Below are 15,486 nucleotides of genomic sequence, written 5' to 3' on the forward strand. Positions count from 1 at the left end.
CTTTCGGCCAATCGGGGTTCGCGCGCACGGACTTGCACTGGATCATGCGTTCCAGGGGTGGCCGGGGCCGGGGGCCGGGCTCAGGGCCGCCCGCCACGGGCCGCCAGGAGCTCCGGCGGCAGGACCGGCGGCTCGCCCTGGGTCCAGGAGACGTGCAGGTCGGCGCGGACGAGCCGCCAGCCCGCGTCGGTCCGCACCAGCTCGTTCTCGGTGCGGCCGCCCGAGAGGAAGAGGCCGCCGCCACCGGCCAGGACGTGCGTGCTGAGCTGGTTGCCGCGCAGGGTGGCGCGGTCGCCGTCGATGTCGATCACGTAGTTCGAGCCGAAGTGGACGGTCCGGTCGAACAGCGCGAGGGCCGTGCGCACGTTCGCGAGCACCGCGTCGCGCCCGTGCACGTCCCCGGCCGGTGTGCGGGTGCGCGCGTCGGGAGTGAAGTGGCGCGCGGCCCAGGCCTCGTCGAACTCCCGGTCGTCCAGGGACCGCAGGTAGCCGTCGAAGAGGTCGGTGATCTCGGCGCGGTCGAGGAGGTGGCGGACGTCGTGGACGAGGGAGGCGTCCTGGCGCGTGCTCCGGGGCGCCGTCGCGTTCACGTACGTGGTGTCGTTCGCAGCCGAGTTCATCGTCGTGTTCCTCGTGTCGTTCGTCGTCTTGCTCGTGTCGTTCGTCGTCTTGCTCGTCGTCTTGCTCATGGACCCGAGCCTGGTCCCTCAAGCGGACTTGAGGTCAAGGCCGGGATTCTCCCCGCGCTCCCGTTCCGTGCGGTGGGCGAAGTACGGCAGGAAGAACTGGGCGACCGGGCCCACCGCCACCGCGTACAGCACCGTGCCCACGCCCACGCTGCCGCCCAGCAGCCAGCCCGCGCCGAGCACCGCCAGTTCGATCAGGGTGCGCACCAGCCGCAGCGAGCGGCCGGTCAGTGCGGCGGCGCCGGTCATCAGGCCGTCGCGCGGACCGGGGCCCAGGCGCGCGCCGACGTACACCGCGACGGAGAAGCCGTTCAGCACGATCCCCCCGACGAGCAGGCAGCACCGGGCGGGCAGGGAGAGGTCCGTCGGCAGCAGCCACAGGCCCAGGTCGGAGGCGAAGGCCAGGACGACGACGTTGGCGGCCGTGCCCAGCGTCGGGCGCTGGCGCAGCGGGATCCACAGCAGCAGCACGGCGGCGCCCACCACGGCGGTCGCGGCGCCGAAGCTGAGCGGGGTGCGCAGCATCAGGCCCTCGTTGAGCACGCTCCAGGAGCTGAGCCCGAGGGAGGAGCGGACCAGGAGCGAGAGGCTGAAGCCGTAGAGCGCGAGGCCCGCGAAGAGCTGCGGCAGCCGCCGCAGCGGCCGTTCCCGCAGGGGTACGTAGTGCAGGGGCGGCGCGCTCCGGGCGGGTCGGTGGCCCGGCCGCGCGTGGTCGTGGGTCCGGTCGTGGTCCTGGATGGTCCCGGGCATGCGTGGTCGTCCTCCGTGCTGCCCGTCGGCCTGTGGGTCCGGCCCGTGGACGGGCTCACCCCGGGCGGTCACGGGCCACTCTGTAGAGTGACCGGCCTCGATCACAGGGCCAATCCCGGGAGAATGGCATGGCCGACACCCACCCCTCCCCCACCGGGGACGGCGCCGCCCGCGGCGACCGGACCCTGGGCAGCCGCCGCCTCGCCGCGCTGCTGCCCGACCTGTCGGGCCGCCGCCCCGCCTACCGGCACCTGGCCCAGGCGGTCGGCGAACTGGTCCTGGACGGGCGGATCGCCCTGCACGTCCGGCTGCCCGCCGAGCGCGAGCTCGCCGCCGCCCTGCACACCAGCCGCACCACCGTCACCGCCGCGTACGACCTGCTGCGCGAGGGCGGGTACGCGTACAGCCGCCAGGGCGCCGGGACCTGGACCGCGCTGCCGGAGGGCCGGGCCCCGCACGGGGTGCGGCGGCTCCTCGCCTCCGCCGACACCGCCATCGACCTGGCCCGCGCGGCCCCGGGCCTGCCCGCCGACGTGCTCGCCCGGTCCCTGGAGCGGATCGGGCCGCTGCTCGCCGCGCACGCGGGGACCCCGGGCTACCACCCGTACGGGCTGCCGGAGCTGAGGGCCGCCGTGGCCGAGCGGTTCTCCCGGCGGGGCCTGCCCACCACGGCGGAGCAGGTCCTGGTGACGGCGGGCGCGCAGCACGCCCTGACGCTGACCCTGGGGCTGCTGTGCCGGCCGGGCGACCGGGTGGTCGTGGAGAACCCGTCGTACCCCAACGCGCTGGAGGCGATGCGCCGTTCGGGGCTGCGCACGGTGCCGGTGCCGGTCACGGAGGCGGGCTGGGACGTGGAGGTGGTCGAGGCGGCGCTGCGCCAGTCGGTGCCCCAGCTCGCCTATCTGATCCCGGACTTCCACAACCCGACCGGCGCCCTGATGCCTCCGGAGGTGCGGGGCAGGGTCCTGGCGGCGGCGGCCCGCACCGGGACCTGGCTGGTGGTCGACGAGACCCTCGCCGAACTGGCCCTGGATGTCCCGGCGCCGCGCCCGTTCGCCTCGTACGCGCCGCCCGGCGGGGCCGCGCAGGTCGTCACGGTCGGCTCGATGAGCAAGACGCACTGGGCGGGCCTGCGGATCGGCTGGCTGCGCGCCCCGGCCCGGCTGGTCACCGAGCTGGCCGGGCAGCGGGTCGCCACCGACATGGGCGGCTCGGTGATGGACCAGCTGCTCGCCCTGGACCTGCTCACCGGCGCGGAGCCGGACCCGGTGGCGCGCCTGGCCGGGCTGCGCGAGCGGCGCGCGGTGCTGGCCGACGCGCTCACCTCGTACTTCCCGCACTGGAGCTGGCGGCTGCCGCCCGGCGGACTCTCGCTCTGGGTGGACCTGGGCGAGCCCGTCGGCTCGGCGCTCGCGGAGCGGGCGAGGGAGCACGGGGTGCGGATCGAGAGCGGCGCCCACTTCGCCACCGACCCGGGCGTCTTCGAGCAGCGGCTGCGCATCCCGTACACCACGGGCCCGGAGGAGCTGCGCGAGGCGGTGCAGCGGATGGCGCGGGCGGTGGAGGCGGGGCTCCCCGCGTCACCGGGGGCGCGGGGGCCGCACTGGGTGGCGTGAGGCGGCGGGGCGGGACGTGGGCGCCGGCGGCGCGGGAGGATTGCCGGCGCCCACCCTTACCCGCACCATCCTGGGCCCTCGGCGCCCCGGACCACACCCTTCCGGCACGGGACGGCATATGACCGCTCCCCCGGGCGGCCGTCCGGCGTGGTCCAGGGGATCAGGCGGCGGCGCGGGTGGGCAGCGGGGCGAGCGGGCGCCAGTGCACCGGGACGTTCCGCATGACGAGCACCGAGTCCAGGTGGGCGCTGCCGGGCGGGAAGCGGTCGGGGTCGTCGAAGTAGCTGGAGTACGCGGACAGGACGCGGCCGGGCTCGATGCGCCACTGGTCGGTGTGGAGTTCCATGCCGTCGACGTGGGTGCCCGAGGCGGTGGCCGAGTAGCCCTTGCTCCCCGTGCGGAAGAAGGCGGACGCCTCGTCGAGGCCGGCGAACAGCTCGCTGCCCTCCAGGCGTTCGGCGATCTCGGCGGTGACGTCGACGCGGGTGTCGCCGTCCCGGGTGGCGAAGGCGACCCGCAGCGCGTCGGGCCCCTCGTCCACCGTGAAGTCGGCGTGCCCGTGCTCGCCGGGGAAGACCCGGCCGCCCGCCCAGCGGTTGACGCGCGAGGCGGTGTCGCGGCGCGGGATGTAGACCCCGCTCTCCACGCCGTCCGGGCCGTCCCACTCGACGGCGACGCGGTGGGCGGCGTTCTCGCTGCGCAGTCCGAGGGCGGCGGGGGCCCAGGCGGGGCGGACCGCGCCCAGGCGCAGCAGGCAGATCCCGGCGACGGCGTGCCCGCGCACCAGCTGGGGGCGGAGCGGACCGGGCAGCAGCGGGGCCACGGCGTCGGGGTCGACGCGGTAGTTGACGAGCATGCGCCGCTCCACGACGGAGGCGAGGCGCGGGGGTCTGACGATCACGGGGAGTGGGCCCTCTCGGTCGGTGGTGACCACACCCTAGAGGACCGTCCGCGGCCCCTTTCACCTGCCCTGATCCCGCGCCCGAGCCCCCTGCCAGCTGGCCGGATCCCCCGCCCGGGTGCGCGCGCGATCCGGTACCACGGGCTACCGCGGCCGTACGCCTCCGTAGTCCCCAAGTCTGATGCGCGCGGCCCGGGTTGGCACCGTCGTCGGATCCGCCGGCCGCCGTCCCGCGACTAGCTTCGGAGCATGATCAGACTTCCTGCCGCGGTCGCTTCGGCCGCCACGATCGTGCTCGCCCTGACCCTCGCCGCACCCGCCGCGGTCGCCGCACCCGCGCCGATCGCCACCGCCGCCACCGACGGCCCGCGCTCCCAGGCGCCGCTGCGCATCCCCGCCCCCACCGGCGCCCGCCCGGTGGGCGCCGCCGTCCTGCACCTGGTGGACCGCTCCCGCCAGGACCCGTGGGTGCCGACCGCCGACGGGCGGGAGCTGATGGTGACCCTGCACTACCCGGCGGCGCGCCCCGGCGACGGGCGCCCGCTGCCGTACGCGACCCGGGCCGAGGCGGACCTGCTCGCGTCGGGCATCGACCCGAGCGGGCAGATGCGGGGCGAGGAGCTCAGCCAGGCCGTCACGCACGCCCGGCTCGGCGCGCGGCCCGCGCACGGGCGGTACCCGCTCGTCGTCCTGTCGCCCGGGTTCAGCGTGTCCCGCTGGACGCTCACCGGGCTCGCCGAGGACCTGGCGAGCCGGGGGTACGTGGTGGCGTCGGTGGACCACGCCTACGAGTCGTTCGGGATCTCGGTGCCGGGCGGGCGCACGCTCACCTGCGTCGCCTGCGAGGAGGTGGAGTCGGGCCGGGTGTCGATGGAGGTCGTCGCCCGGACCCGGGCGAAGGACGTCTCGTACCTGCTCGACCAGTTGACGGGCCGTCACCCCGCTTGGAAGGACGCGGGGATGATCGACGCGCGGCGCGTCGGGATGGCGGGCCACTCCATCGGCGGGGCGAGCGCGGCCACCGCGATGGCGGGTGACGCGCGGGTGCGCGCGGGCGTCAACATGGACGGCGCGTTCTGGGGGGCGCTTCCCCAAGGAGGCCTGGGCGGGCGGCCGTTCCTGATGCTCGGCGCCGAGGACACCCATCTGCCCGGCGGCATCGACGCCTCGTGGGGCCGGACCTGGCCGGAGCTCGGCGGCTGGAAGCGCTGGGTGACGGTGGCCGGGGCCGAACACTTCACCTTCACCGACGGGCCGGTGATCAAGGACTACTTCGGCGTGCCCAAGTCGCCGCTGTCCGCGGTCCGTTCGACGCGGATCACCCGCTCGTACGTGGCGGCCTTCTTCGACCGGCACCTGCGCGGCGTCCCGCAGCCGCTGCTGGACGGGCCGACGGCGGCCAACCCCGAGGTCAGCTTCCACGCCCCCTGACACGCCCCCTGACCCGTACCCTGCTGGGCCCGTGAAAGGGCGCGGGCCGAGGGGCCCGGAGAGTGCTCCGGGGCCCCTCGGCCCGCCACGGGTCACCAGATGCGGACGCGGTCCGCCGGGTCAAGCCAGAGGCCGTCGCCCGCCGTGGTGGCGAACGCGTCGTGGAACTCGTCTAGGTTGCGCACGATGTTCGCGCGGAACTCCGGCGGCGAGTGCGGGTCGATCGTCAGGTACTGGCGCTCCTGCTCCTTGCGGCGCTTGGTGCGCCAGCAGTAGGCCCAGTTGAGGAAGACCCGCTGGGAGCCGGTGGTGCCGTCGGCGGCCTCCGCCGCCGGGGCCTCCTCCATGGCGATCTTGTAGGCCTTGTGGCCGATGGTGAGGCCGCCCAGGTCGCCGATGTTCTCGCCGACGGTCAGCGAGCCGTTGACGAACTCGCCGGGCAGCGCCCGCGGCGAGAAGCCGTCGTACTGCTTGACCAGGGCCTTCGACTTGGTCTCGAAGGCGCTCTTGTCGGCCGCCGTCCACCAGTCGTTGAGGTTGCCCGCGCCGTCGTACTGCGCGCCCTGGTCGTCGAAGCCGTGGCCGATCTCGTGGCCGATGACCGAGCCGATGCCGCCGTAGTTCTCCGCCGGGTCCGCGTCCGGCGAGAAGAACGGCTTCTGCAGGATGCCCGCGGGGAAGCAGATCTCGTTGGTGCCGGGGTTGTAGTACGCGTTCACGGTCTGCGGGAGCATGAACCACTCGTCGCGGTCCACCGGACCGCCGATCTTGGCGAGCTGGCGGTCCGACTCGAAGGCCGCCGCCGCGTGCGCGTGGGCGAGCAGGTCGCCGCCGTCCACCCGGAGCGCGGAGTAGTCGCGGAACTCGTCCGGGTAGCCGATCTTCGGACGGAAGGTGGCGAGCTTCTCGTACGCCCGCTCCTTCGTCTCGTCGGTCATCCAGTCCAGGTCCGCGATCGAACGGCGGTACGCCTCCAGGAGGTTGGCGACCAGCTCGTCCATCATCGCCTTGGAGGTCGGCGGGAAGTGGCGCGCCACGTACTCCTTGCCGACCGCCTCGCCCATCGCGCCCTCGACGAACGCCACGCCGCGCTTCCAGCGGGCGCGCAGCTCCGGGGTGCCGTTGAGGGTGCGGCCGTAGAAGTCGAAGTTGTTGCGGACGAACGCGCCCGGCAGGTACGGCGCGCTGGAGCGCAGCACCCGGGAGGCCGCCCAGTCGCGCCACTGCTCGATGGGCACCTCGGTGAGGACCTCGGACAGGTGCGCGAGGTAGGAGGGCTGGCGCACGCAGGTCTCGGCGATGGTCGCGTCCGAGCCGCCGAGCCCGGCCGCGTAGGCCCGCCAGTCGAAGGCGGGTGCCAGCTCGGTCAGCGCGTCCAGCGAGGTCAGGTTGTACGTCTTCTGCACGTCGCGGGTCTCGGCGCGCTCCCAGTGACCGGCGGCGAGGCGGGTCTCCAGGCCGACGACGGTGCGCGCGGCGCCCGCCGCGTCGGCGTGCCCGGCGAGCGTGAACAGTTCGACGAGGTACGCCTCGTACTTCTCGCGGGTCTCGGCGAACTTCTCGTCGCGGTAGTACGACTCGTCGGGGAGCCCGAGCCCGCCCTGGAGGACGTTGAACAGGTAGCGGTCGGAGTTCTTGTCGTCCGAGTCGATGTACGTGCCGAACAGTCCGGAGCCGCCCAGGCGCTCGAAGCGCCCGAGGAACCCGGCCAGCTCGCGCACGTCGGCGAGGCCGGCGACCTCGTCGAGCAGCGGGCGCAGCGGCTCCAGGCCGCGCGCCTCGATGGCGTCCTCGTCCATGAAGGAGGCGTAGAGCGCCGCGATCTTGCGGGCGTCCTCGCCGCCGGCCTCCCCGGCGGCCCCGGCCGCCAGGTCCTGGATGATCGCCTTGACCTGCTCCTCGGCGGTGTCGGCGAGCTGTACGAAGGGGCCCCAGCTGGAGCGGTCCTCGGGGATCTCCTCGGTGTCCAGCCAGACTCCGTTGACGTGGCCGAACAGGTCGTCCTGCGGCCGGATGTCGGGGTTCATGCCCGGGCGGGCGTCGTCCAGAATGCTCATTCCCGCAGCCTATGTGAGGTAAGGGCGGTCCAGCACGGGGTTACGCCCGGGGCGTGAAACCGGCGCTGGACGGCGCCTGCGCGGCCACCGTCAGGTGAGCGGCGGCAACGCCGCGTACACCGCCGCGAGCTCCGGCGGGGTGGCGGTGCCGTCGTCCACGGCCGTGTGCCCGTCGTGGACGAGGACCCGGGTCAGCCCGTCGGCGACGGGCGGTCCGGTGGGGCGGCCGGGCAGCCGGGAGAAGTCCAGGCGGGCGAGGCTCGCGCGGAGCCGGGCGAGGCCGTCGTCGGACATCCGGCCGGGCCGGTGCCTGGTGCGGGGGCTGGAGCGCAGGTAGCGGCCGTCGCCGTAGACCACGACGGAGTCGTTCCGCCCGGCGAAGCCGCCGCGCTCGGTGAGGGTGACCAGGACCTGGCGGCTGTCGCCGGGCCCGGTGGGCGGCGGCGCGGTGGGGCCCGCCGTGGCCGAGGTGCTGGGGGACGTGCTGGGCGGGGCGGTGGGCGCGGCCGTGGACGGGGTGGCCGGGGCGCCGCTCGGGCTCCCCGTCGCGGTGGCGGACGGGCTGTCGGACCCGGTCCGGCCGGACGCGGTGCCGCCGGTGCCGGAGCAGCCCGTGACCGACACCGCCAGCGTAAGGAGCAGGGCCGAAGCCGTCCCGTACGCCTTCCTCCTCATGTGCGCCTCCCATCCTGCGGGGCCGCCGGCCGTCGGCGCCCCATGAACCGTGCTGCGTCGGCGGGTTGGTGCCGGTCGTGGCCCGTGGGGAGCGAGTGACCGTGCCGCCGGGGGTTGGACGGGCGGGGCGGGCGCGGGGTTCCGTCGGGTGCGCGTTCGCCGGGGCAAGGGTGGTCACCGCCTAGGGTGGACCCGTGTTCACCAGTGACGGCCCCACGTTCCGGGAACTGACGGTGCAGGCGCTCTCCTCCGTGGAGCGCGGCTACGACCTGCTCGCCCCGAAGTTCGACCGCACCCCGTTCCGTACCCCCGAGCCGTTCGTCGAGGCGGTCGGGGGCGCGCTGCGCGGGCTCGGCCCGTTCGGGGACGGGCTCGACGTGTGCTGCGGCACGGGGGCGGGCACCGCGATGCTGCGGGAGCTGTGCCGTGACGGCGTGACCGGTGTCGACTTCAGCGAGGGCATGCTCGACGCGGCGCGGCGCTCACTGCCGCGTACCGGCGCGGGCGCGGGTGCTCCCACCGTGCGGTGGGTGCGCGAGGACGTGCGGCGGCTGGGCTTCGACGGGGAGTTCGACCTGGCGGTGAGCTTCGGGGCGTTCGGCCACTTCCTGCCGTCGGAGCGGCCCGCGCTGTTCTCGGGCGTGCACCGGGCGCTGCGGCCGGGCGGGGTGTTCGCGTTCCCCGTCGGGGCGCCGCCCCGGGTGCGGTCGAAGCCGTACTGGGCGCTGCTCGGGTTCGACGCGGTGATGCGGGTGCGCAACGCCGTGTGGCGTCCGCCGTTCGTCATGTACTACCGCACGTTCCCGCTGGGCCCGGTGCGCGAGGACCTGGCGCGGGCCGGGTTCGGGGTGGAGCTGCTGTCGCTGGAGGAGTTCGGGCGGCGCGAGGACGGCAGCCCGCGCTGGCGGCTGGTGGTGGCGCGGCGCGGCTGAACCCCCCTGGTCGAAGCCCCCGGCAGAACCCCCGGCCCGGTCAGCCGATGCTCCACGACCAGGTCTGGTCGGCGGTGACCAGGACCGCGAGGACGACGAGGTCGGCGACGCCCAGGCCGAGCCCGAGCAGGGCGCGGCCGCGGCGTGCGGTGCCCCGGCGCAGGGCGAGCAGCGCGAGGCCGATCGCGACCGGGCCGAGCAGGACGTTCATGACGAGCAGCCCGACCAGGCCGAGCACGAACGCGGCGACGGCCATGCCGTCGGCGTCGCGGGTGGGCCTGCGGACGCCGTCGGGAGCGGCGGTGGTGCGGGGGGTGCGGGTGATGAGCGCGGTGAGTTCCATGGCAGGACTACTCCTCGGGTCCGTGGTCGGACGGGTCAGTGCTGCTGCCGCCTGCGCGCCAGCCGTTCGCGCGCGGCGAAGACGACGAGCCAGGCGCCGATCAGCGCGGTGGCGGCGAGGCTGACGGGGACCGGGACGTGGGCCACGGCTCCGAGGACCATGCCCAGGACGAGCAGGGCGGCGACGATGAAGAGCATCGGGATACCTCCCTCACGAAGGAACGAACTCTGCGGTACGGACTCTTGTGCTGCGGTACGGGCTCTTGTGCTGCGGATCGCCCGGCGGCGAACCCTTCAGGTAACAAGTGTTCACTGACTCATGAGTCTAAACGGTCACAGGGGTGGAACGTTCTGGAGAACGACTGTTTACTGAATGGCATGAGTCACACCGCCGGAATCCGTAGCGCCCAGAAGCGGAAGACGCGCCAATCCCTGCTCGACGCGGCCCTGTTGCTGCTGGAGGAGCAGAGCCTGAGCAGCCTGGGCCTGCGCGAGGTGACCCGTGCCGTCGGCATCGCGCCCACCGCGTTCTACCGGCACTTCCGCGACACCGCCGACCTGGGCGTGGCCCTGGTCGAGGAGGCGTTGGGCAGCCTCCACGGCACGCTGCGCACGACGCTCGCGGCCACCGGGGACAGCGAGCGCCGGATCGCGGGCGCGGTCGACCTGATCGCCGAGCTGGTACGGGACTTCCCGGCGCACGTCCGCTTCATCGCGCGCGAGCGGCACGGCGGGGTGCAGCCCGTCCGCGAGGCGATCGCGGACCAGCTGGAGCGGTTCGCGGAGGAGGTCGCCGACGAGCTGACCGGTCAGAGCGAGGTCGCGGGCTGGACCCGGCAGGACCTGCTGATGCTGGCCGGGCTGCACGTGGACCACATGGTGATGACCGCCTCCGCGTTCCTGGACGCCGCGCGGGACCCGGACGCGCTGGAGCGGGCGGCAGGGACCGCGCGGCGCAGGATGCGCCTGGTGACCCTGGGCAGCCGCCACTGGCTGGACTGACGTCCGGCGGCGGCCGCCCGGCCCGCCCTCACACCGGGGGCACCAGGGCGAAGTACCGCTCGGCCTCCTTCGCGCCGCCCCGCGCGAGCACCCGCTCGACGGGGACCCGGCGCCAGAGGAAGAGCGCGAGATCGGACGCGGAACCGGCGAACTCCACTTCACAGGCGGCCAGTTCCCGGTCGCCCGCCCCCTCCTCCAGTCGTACGCGATCGCCGTCGAAGGACACCGCCCAGGCCCCGTCGCCGTCGGTCCTGCGGAACCCGAACCGCTCCCCCGCCCCCGGTGGCGCCCCGGCCCGCGCGCGCCGGAACGGCGCCATCACGGTGAAGGTGTGCGTGACGACGTCCGCCGCGAACTCCGCGTCCAGGGGCTCTGGTCGGCCCACCACGTCCTGCGCGTCCCAGCGGTGCACGGCGGCCTCCACGGACTGGATGCGCCGCCAGAACCCCACCGTCCGGTCCGGCGCCCACGACCACACCTCCTCGGCCGGGTCCCGGGTGCGCAGCAGCTCCGCGAGGCGGGCCGCCCCGTCGGAGAACCAGTCGATCAGGCCCGCGGGCATCGGCCCGTGGTTCGGGGCGTCGTCCGGGTGCGGCCAGCCCGCCACGTCGTCGGGGAGCCGGAGGAAGGCGGGGGTGGAGGTGTCGGCGGCCCCGGTCAGCCGGTCCTCGACCACGCGGATGACGAAGCGGTGGACCTGGCCGAGGTGGAGCACCAGGTCGTTCACCGTCCAGCCGGGGCAGGACGGCACCAGGGGCACGTCCGGGGCGTTCCCGACCCGGCGTGCGGCGGCCTCGAAGGCCCGGACCTCGCGGACGAACCGGTCGACGTAGTCCATGGGGCCACTGTCGCACGGGACGCGGCGCGGCGGTGGGTCACCCGGCGGGCGGTCCCGGGCGGCTCCCGCACCGCCCCCGTCGTGTCCGCAACCGCCCCCGGGATGCGGGATGATGGCGCCATGCTCCCCGTTCCCCCCTCGGCCACGCCCGGCGCTCCCGTCCCCCCGCCCCCCACGACCGCGCGGGTCGCCGAGCTCCTCGCCGGGGCCGCCGGAGGAGGGCAAGGCGCGCTGTGGCGCCTCTCCCCCGAGGAGCGTCAGCTGGACTCCAACGTCATCAGGCTCGCCGCCGGTTCGGCGATCGACGCGCACGTCGAGCCGCTCCTGGACGTCCTGCTGTACGTGTGCGAGGGCACCGGGAGCCTCGCGCTGGACGACGTGCGCCTGGAGCTGGAGCCGGGCCGGGTCGTCTGGATGCCGGCGGGCGCGCGGCGCGCGGTGCACGCGGGGCCCGGGGGGCTGGTCCACCTGACCGTGCACCGCCGCCGTCCGGCGCTCTCCATCGGGGGCGCGGAGGGCGGTGAGCCGGCGTGCCTGCTCGACCGGGTGTGTCCGGAGTGCGGCCGGCTGTCCGGCGACCGAGACGCCCGCTACTGCGGCCGCTGCGGCACGGCCCTGCGGGACTGAGCCGGCCACCGGGTCCCGGGGGCCGCGCGCCTCACGCCGTCGCCGCCTCCACGTTCGCGACCATCCTGCGCAGCACCTTCAGCGCGGCCGCGTACTCCTCGTCTCCGACGCCCTCGTGGACGACGGCCCGCAGGTCCGTCATGTGGGCGCGCAGCCCGGCCCGGGCGCGCTCGCCCGCGTCGGTGAGGGACAGCCGTCCTTCGCCGTCCTGCGCCAGCCAGCCCCGGTACAGCAGTTGGTCGACGACACGGGCCATGTCGTGCGGACCGTCGGCGAGCGGGGTCAGCTGGGCGACCACGTCCTCGCGCGACGGCGTCCCGGGGTCGCCGTGCAGGCGGTTGAGCACCCAGTACTGCGGCTGGGTCACGTCCCGACGGGCGAGGGAGTCGCGCAGGTGGCGGGTGACGGCCTCGTGGACGAGCCCGCTCCAGTAGCCGATCGGCTGCGTGGCGAGCGCGTCGTCGGCGGCGGCCGGATCGGCGGGCGCCTGGTCGGTGGCGACGGGTGCGTGTTCCATGATCACGACCCTATCGGGGTGCCGGGCGCGGCCCGGCGGCCGTCCGCCCCGTACCCGCGCGGTCGCGTGCCCGATCAGCCGCGTACCCCCTCAGCCGCCCGAGGGGCTCGGCTTCGCCGCGTCCGGGCGGGTGCCCACCGGGTAGGCGTTGCCGCCGCCGTCGCACCGCACGTCCCAGGTTCCCGCCTCCCCGGGCTCCTGGAAGCGCACGAGCACCTCGGTGGGGGACTTGCCGCCGGGGATGCCGGCCGCGTTGGCCGCCGTACAGGCGAGCTGGCTGACCGCGACGTTCTCCAGCTGGGCGATCCTCACGGGCAGCGAGATGTCCACCGCCCCCCGGCTTGGCACCGCGTTGACCTGGCCCTTCATCGGGGGGACCAGCGAGATCAGGCCGCGCTCGCGCTCCTCGCGGTCCGGCCCCTCCAGGAGCAGGTCGATGGCCGCCTGGGGTCCGACCGGGGCGTCGGAGGGGCGCAGGACGCGCCAGAGGCCGTACGGGGAGAAGAAGTACAGGGCAGCGGCGTAGCTGTCGGCGCCCGGCGAGTGGGCCCCGGCGGCGGCCGGTCCGACGCGCAGGGGGCCGGTGGTGGAGACGCCGCAGCCGGTGAGGGCGAGCAGCAGGGCGACGGCGGGGACGTACCGGCGGGGCCGGGGCCCGGGCCGGGCCGTGGATCGGAGGGTGGATCGGTTCACGCCGTCTCCTCGGGGCGTTCCTGGGGCAGTCGTACGGTGAACACCGCGCCGCCGCCGGGTGCGTTGGCGGCCGTCAGGCTCCCGCCGTGCAGCCGGGCGTTCTCCTGGGCGATGGCCAGGCCCAGGCCGCTGCCCTCGGAGCGCTTGCGGGCGGCGTCGGCCTTGTAGAAGCGGTCGAAGACGTGCGGCAGGACGTCGTCGGGGATGCCGGGGCCGCTGTCGCGCACCTCGACGACCAGGTCCTCGCCCTCGGTGCGGGCGGTGACGCGCACCGGGGTGCCGCCGTGGCGCAGGGCGTTGCCGACGAGGTTGGCGAGGACGACGTCGACGCGGCGCGGGTCGACGACGGCCCGCAGTCCCGGGGGGACGTCGGCGTCGACCCGGTCCTGCCAGGCGCGCAGCTGGAGGGTCTTGCGGACGGCCTCGGCGAGGTCGACCTCGTCGGTGTGCAGGGCGGCGGCCCCGGCGTCGAAGCGGGAGATCTCCATCAGGTCCTCGACCATGCGGGCGAGCTTGCGGGTCTCGTCGCTGATCAACCGTACGGCGTCGGCGGTCTCGGGCTCCAGCCGGCCCGATCCGGCGTCCTCGTCGAGGACTTCGGTGACGGCGGTCATGGCGGCGAGCGGGGTGCGCAGTTCGTGGGAGACGTCGGCGGCGAACCGCCGGGCGTTGGCCTCCAGGCGGCGCAGTTCCGCGTCGTCCTCCTGCAGGGCTCCGGCCATGGTGTTGAACGTCCGTCCCAGGTCGGCCAGTTCGTCGTGGCCCTTGACGTCGAGGCGGGTGTCGAGGGCGCCGCCGCTGACCTGTTCGGCGGCGGCGCGCAGCTTGCGCACCGGGCGCAGCACGCGCTGGGCGGCGAACAGCGCGGGCACCAGCGCGAAGGCCAGGGCCGGGATCGCCCCCGTCTGCGCGGCGGTGACCAGGGCGGCGATGTCGGCCTTCTCGTTGGCGAGGGAGAAGTCGGCGTAGGCGGTGAGTCCGGAGTCCCCGGCCGGGTTGCCCTGGGCGTCGCCGAACGCCAGGGGGACGCCGAGGACGAGCCGCGGCTCGCCCTGGACGTCGGTGCGCTGCAGGACCGTGCCGTCCTTCTCGCGGGCGGCGGCACTCAGGGCGTCGGGGACGTCGGGGGCGATGCCCGCGGAGACGAGGGGCCCGTCGCGGTAGGCGGCTGCGGTGCGCCAGCCGCGCGAGCTGCCGGCCCGCTCCAGCTGGAGGGCGAGGTTGCGCAGGTCCTGTTCGCCGGGCGGGAAGGGGATGTCGGGGGCGAGGGACTGCACCTGGGCGCGCAGGTCGTGCACGGCGGTGTCCTGGGCGCGGTCCAGGATGGCGGCGCGGGCCTGGCGGAAGGTGACGGCGGCGGTGAGCAGGGCGCTGATCGCGGAGACGACCAGGAAGGCGACGACCAGGCGGGCCCGCAGTCCGCCGGGCAGCCTCGGGCGGCGGGGCCGCTCGGCGGTGCGGGTGTCCTGCGCGGCGCGGCGGTGCCGGGGGGCCGGACGGTCCGGGCCGGGACCGGCGGGATCCTGACCGGCGGGGACCGTTCCGACGGGGTCCCGGCCCGTCACAGGGGCCCGAACCGGTAGCCGAAGCCGCGCACCGTCTGGACGTACGCGGGGTGGCGCGGGTCGTCCTCGATCTTTCCGCGCAGCCGCATCACGCACGCGTCGACCAGCCGGGCGTCGCCGTAGTAGCTGTGCTCCCAGACCTGTTCGAGGAGCTGCTGTCGGCTGAAGACCTGGCCGGGCGCGGAGCTGAGGAAGAGCAGCAGCTTCAGCTCGGAGGGGGCGAGGACCAGTTCCGTACCGTCCTTCTCGACCCGGAGGGCGACCCGGTCGACGGTGAGCGCGCCGTGGGACTCGCGGGCGGGGGGCCGGGGGCCGGCGTCGTCGGGGGCGGGCGGGACGAGGCGGCGGAGCACGGCGCGCATGCGGGCCTCCAGGACCTCGCCGCTGGCGGGCTTGACGACGTAGTCGTCGGCGCCGGCCTCCAGGCCGACGACCATGTCGATGTCGTCGCCGCGCGCGGACAGGATGATGATCGGGATCTGCTGGCGCTCGCGGATCCGGCGGCAGACCTCCAGGCCGCTCATGCCGGGGAGCATCAGGTCGAGCAGCACCAGGTCGGGGTGGAAGCGGTCGAGGGCGAGCAGGCCGGTCTCGCCGCTGCCCGCCGTCTCCACCTCGTGGCCGCGCCGGCGCAGCGCGAGGGTGACGCCCTTCTGCACGGCCGGGTCGTCCTCGATGAGCAGTACTCGTGTCATGGCGGTGCGCGGTTCCTCCGGCCCGGCGGGCTGACCACCCGGGCGACATAGACGGATATGGACGGCAGGACGTTCTGCTGAAGCCTACGCGGAGCCCGCCGTCGACCAGCGTGCGCGAGTCGCGTGACCGGCCCTTCCCCGTTCCGTGACGGATCGATG

17 protein-coding genes are annotated in these 15,486 nt (G+C 75.0%); 5 read left to right on the forward strand and 12 right to left on the reverse strand.

Going from position 1 to position 15,486, the window contains the following annotated elements:
- Positions 1-80: 80 nt before the first annotated feature.
- Positions 81-689 carry a nuclear transport factor 2 family protein gene (locus tag ABT160_RS16770; protein WP_351648182.1) on the reverse strand — a complete coding sequence of 203 codons (609 nt, stop codon included), beginning with the start codon at positions 687-689 and terminating at the stop codon, positions 81-83.
- An 18-nt stretch (positions 690-707) separates the two neighbouring features.
- Positions 708-1,436, reverse strand: coding sequence for a membrane protein YczE (gene yczE, locus ABT160_RS16775; RefSeq protein ID WP_351648184.1), 729 nt, complete (start codon positions 1,434-1,436; stop codon positions 708-710).
- A gap of 128 nt (positions 1,437-1,564) precedes the next feature.
- On the opposite strand from yczE, the gene yczR reads away from it, so the two are divergent.
- Entirely contained in the window at positions 1,565-3,052 is a 1,488-nt protein-coding gene (gene yczR, locus ABT160_RS16780) for a MocR-like transcription factor YczR (RefSeq protein WP_351648186.1), read from the forward strand.
- A gap of 160 nt (positions 3,053-3,212) precedes the next feature.
- Here the strand turns inward: yczR and ABT160_RS16785 are convergent, their stop codons facing one another.
- Positions 3,213-3,908, reverse strand: a complete 696-nt coding sequence (locus tag ABT160_RS16785) for a DUF2071 domain-containing protein (protein WP_502984242.1) — start codon at positions 3,906-3,908, stop codon at positions 3,213-3,215.
- 294 nt (positions 3,909-4,202) lie between these two features.
- Here ABT160_RS16785 and ABT160_RS16790 point away from each other — a divergent pair, with 294 nt between their 5' ends.
- The gene (locus tag ABT160_RS16790) at positions 4,203-5,384 is read left to right on the forward strand and encodes an alpha/beta hydrolase family protein (protein WP_351648188.1); all 1,182 of its coding nucleotides are present in this window, start codon (positions 4,203-4,205) and stop codon (positions 5,382-5,384) included.
- A gap of 92 nt (positions 5,385-5,476) precedes the next feature.
- Here ABT160_RS16790 and ABT160_RS16795 read toward each other — a convergent pair whose 3' ends face one another.
- Together ABT160_RS16795 and ABT160_RS16800 are read right to left on the reverse strand one after the other, a co-directional pair.
- A complete protein-coding gene (locus ABT160_RS16795) occupies positions 5,477-7,441 on the reverse strand; it encodes a M13 family metallopeptidase (protein ID WP_351648190.1) in 1,965 nt (654 codons plus the stop codon).
- A 90-nt stretch (positions 7,442-7,531) separates the two neighbouring features.
- Positions 7,532-8,116, reverse strand: a complete 585-nt coding sequence (locus ABT160_RS16800; protein WP_351648192.1) for an RAD23 family protein — start codon at positions 8,114-8,116, stop codon at positions 7,532-7,534.
- A gap of 194 nt (positions 8,117-8,310) precedes the next feature.
- Between ABT160_RS16800 and ABT160_RS16805 the strand changes: the two genes are divergently transcribed.
- Positions 8,311-9,048 (forward strand): class I SAM-dependent methyltransferase, encoded by a 738-nt coding sequence (locus ABT160_RS16805; protein ID WP_351648194.1) that lies wholly within the window; start codon positions 8,311-8,313, stop codon positions 9,046-9,048.
- Between the two features lie 40 nt (positions 9,049-9,088).
- Here ABT160_RS16805 and ABT160_RS16810 read toward each other — a convergent pair whose 3' ends face one another.
- Entirely contained in the window at positions 9,089-9,391 is a 303-nt protein-coding gene (locus tag ABT160_RS16810; RefSeq protein ID WP_351648196.1) for a DUF4190 domain-containing protein, read from the reverse strand.
- Between the two features lie 35 nt (positions 9,392-9,426).
- Positions 9,427-9,588, reverse strand: a complete 162-nt coding sequence (locus ABT160_RS16815) for a hypothetical protein (protein WP_351648198.1) — start codon at positions 9,586-9,588, stop codon at positions 9,427-9,429.
- 180 nt (positions 9,589-9,768) lie between these two features.
- Here ABT160_RS16815 and ABT160_RS16820 point away from each other — a divergent pair, with 180 nt between their 5' ends.
- On the forward strand, positions 9,769-10,392 hold the full coding sequence (locus tag ABT160_RS16820; RefSeq protein ID WP_351648200.1) for a TetR family transcriptional regulator: 624 nt from the start codon (positions 9,769-9,771) through the stop codon (positions 10,390-10,392).
- A 28-nt stretch (positions 10,393-10,420) separates the two neighbouring features.
- Here the strand turns inward: ABT160_RS16820 and ABT160_RS16825 are convergent, their stop codons facing one another.
- Positions 10,421-11,230 carry a maleylpyruvate isomerase family mycothiol-dependent enzyme gene (locus ABT160_RS16825; protein WP_351648201.1) on the reverse strand — a complete coding sequence of 270 codons (810 nt, stop codon included), beginning with the start codon at positions 11,228-11,230 and terminating at the stop codon, positions 10,421-10,423.
- A gap of 120 nt (positions 11,231-11,350) precedes the next feature.
- On the opposite strand from ABT160_RS16825, the gene ABT160_RS16830 reads away from it, so the two are divergent.
- Positions 11,351-11,857: a hypothetical protein gene (locus ABT160_RS16830; RefSeq protein WP_351648202.1), complete on the forward strand. Its 507-nt coding sequence runs from the start codon at positions 11,351-11,353 to the stop codon at positions 11,855-11,857.
- Positions 11,858-11,888: 31 nt separating this feature from the next.
- On the opposite strand, the gene ABT160_RS16835 is transcribed toward ABT160_RS16830, so the two are convergent.
- The 4 genes from ABT160_RS16835 to ABT160_RS16850 all read right to left on the reverse strand — a co-directional run bounded on the left by ABT160_RS16835 (position 11,889) and on the right by ABT160_RS16850 (position 15,327).
- A complete protein-coding gene (locus ABT160_RS16835) occupies positions 11,889-12,374 on the reverse strand; it encodes a MarR family winged helix-turn-helix transcriptional regulator (RefSeq protein ID WP_351648204.1) in 486 nt (161 codons plus the stop codon).
- A 90-nt stretch (positions 12,375-12,464) separates the two neighbouring features.
- Positions 12,465-13,067 (reverse strand): hypothetical protein, encoded by a 603-nt coding sequence (locus tag ABT160_RS16840; RefSeq protein WP_351648205.1) that lies wholly within the window; start codon positions 13,065-13,067, stop codon positions 12,465-12,467.
- The gene (locus tag ABT160_RS16845) at positions 13,064-14,632 is read right to left on the reverse strand and encodes an ATP-binding protein (protein WP_502984238.1); all 1,569 of its coding nucleotides are present in this window, start codon (positions 14,630-14,632) and stop codon (positions 13,064-13,066) included. Before ABT160_RS16845 ends, ABT160_RS16840 begins: the two co-directional genes overlap by 4 nt.
- Positions 14,629-15,327 carry a response regulator gene (locus tag ABT160_RS16850; RefSeq protein WP_351648206.1) on the reverse strand — a complete coding sequence of 233 codons (699 nt, stop codon included), beginning with the start codon at positions 15,325-15,327 and terminating at the stop codon, positions 14,629-14,631. The genes ABT160_RS16845 and ABT160_RS16850 overlap by 4 nt, the downstream gene beginning before the upstream one ends.
- Between the last annotated feature and the right edge of the window lie 159 nt (positions 15,328-15,486).

The organism is Streptomyces sp. NPDC001941 (genome assembly GCF_040296945.1).
Classification (GTDB): Bacteria; Actinomycetota; Actinomycetes; order Streptomycetales; family Streptomycetaceae; genus Streptomyces.